This window comes from Brevibacillus panacihumi (genome assembly GCF_003710985.1).
GTDB classification, from domain to species: Bacteria; Bacillota; Bacilli; order Brevibacillales; family Brevibacillaceae; genus Brevibacillus; species Brevibacillus panacihumi.
This window is the reverse complement of record NZ_RHHT01000095.1, coordinates 1-1,890: the sequence shown is the minus strand read 5'-3', so window position 1 is coordinate 1,890 and position 1,890 is coordinate 1. Positions and strand designations below refer to the sequence as shown.

Here is a 1,890-nt window from a genome sequence, read left to right as displayed (position 1 = left end):
ATGGTGTGCCCGGCATGGGCGTTGTCTCTAGGGTGAAAGTCCCGAATGGCGAAGGCAACAGTAGCCACTAGCTTACGACAAGGGTGTCCACCGCGAGGTGGAATCTGAAGGAAGTCTGCGGCAAACCTCCGGCCTGAGGAACACGAACTTCATATGAGGCTAACGATAGCTGGATGAGTCTGCCATACAAGACGAAGTCCATGTTGCCAAAGGCTATCGGGAGTAAATGAAGCAGGTGGATGGAGGGAAAGACAACGTTCTTACCCGGGGAGACCTGACTGGGACGCCATGCCCTCATGGTAACCTTCTCCGCTAGGAGAAACTGAACGGTCAGGAGTCAGCAGAGGCCATAGTACCGGAGTAGAGGACGCTTGAAACGGGAAGGGCCGAACATTTAGGAAGAACGGGACGCTAGGCGTTCACTCTTTATGATGATGCAGACAATCCAGATGGACTTACTTGAAGGAGGAAATGGTGAATCCATGGGGGACTTCAAGAGGGCGGAATAGAGAGTGGCACAAGTAGAAAGAACGTTCACGCGAAAGGATATCTGGTTTTATGATGGGACAACTGCTGTCACGGGAAAACCTCCTGTTGGCACTAAAGCGAGTAGAAAAGAACAAAGGAAGCCACGGTGTGGATGGTATGTCCGTAAAATCCCTACGTCAACATATCTTATCCAACTGGGACTCCCTACGAGCGTCATTGGAGAATGGAACCTATGTACCTTCGCCAGTCCGACGAGTCGAAATCCCGAAACTGAATGGTGGTGTTCGGCTATTAGGCATTCCTACCGTGACCGACCGTCTCATCCAACAAGCAATTGCACAGGTTCTTTCTCCGATATTTGATCCTATGTTCTCCGAACATAGTCATGGATTCCGTCCAAGAAGACGGGGACAGGACGCAGTCAAGAAGGCACAGACATACATCGAGGAAGGATACCGTTGGGTCGTAGACATGGATCTTGAGAAGTTCTTCGATAAGGTAAACCACGATAAACTTATGGGGCTTATCGCAAAACATGTCAAAGACAGAACTATCCTAACCCTCATCCGACGCTATCTCGAATCAGGGATTATGGTTAATGGTATGGAAATTGAAAGCGATCAAGGGGTGCCGCAAGGTGGCCCGTTGAGTCCGCTCTTATCCAATATCATGTTGCACGAACTCGACAAGGAACTGGAAAAGCGGGGGCTTCGATTCCTTCGCTACGCAGATGACTGCAACATCTATGTGAAGTCAAAGAAGGCAGGAATCCGCGTGATGGATTCCGTGACCACGTTCATTGAGAGAAAGCTCAAGCTAAAAGTCAACATGGAGAAAAGCGCCGTTGATCGCCCATGGAATCGTAAATTTCTTGGTTTCAGTTTCACGGTGAACAAATCGCCCAAGATTCGAATAGCGAACGATAGTCTGAAGCGAGCAAAACAGAGGATTCGGGAGATCACCTCCCGCACTAAACCACTCCCAATGGAATACAGAATTGACGATCTCAATGAGTACCTTACAGGTTGGTGTGGCTATTTTGCCTTGGCTGATACCCCTTCGGTGTTCAGCCATCTTGACGAATGGATTCGAAGAAGACTCCGAATGTGTCTCTGGAAAGAGTGGAAGCGCCCGAAAACAAAAGTAAAAAGGCTTATCTCCTTAGGAGTTCCCAAGGAAAAAGCCTATGAATGGGGCAATTCACGAAAGAAACAATGGCGAATTGCATGTAGTCCAATTCTTCACCGAGCATTGAATAATGCTTACTGGCGTAATCAAGGTTTGAAGAGTTTGTCAGACAGATACACCTATTTGCGTCATACCTAAATGAACCGCCGTATACCGAACGGTACGTACGGTGGTGTGAGAGGACGGGGGTTAGTCACCCCCTCCTACTCGATT

At 48.7% G+C, this 1,890-nt stretch carries 1 protein-coding gene; it reads left to right on the top strand.

Annotation, left to right across the window (positions count from 1 at the left end):
* The first annotated feature begins 558 nt into the window (after positions 1–558).
* Entirely contained in the window at positions 559–1,815 is a 1,257-nt protein-coding gene (gene ltrA, locus EDM58_RS25450; RefSeq protein WP_122915826.1) for a group II intron reverse transcriptase/maturase, read from the top strand.
* The last annotated feature ends 75 nt before the right edge of the window (positions 1,816–1,890 follow it).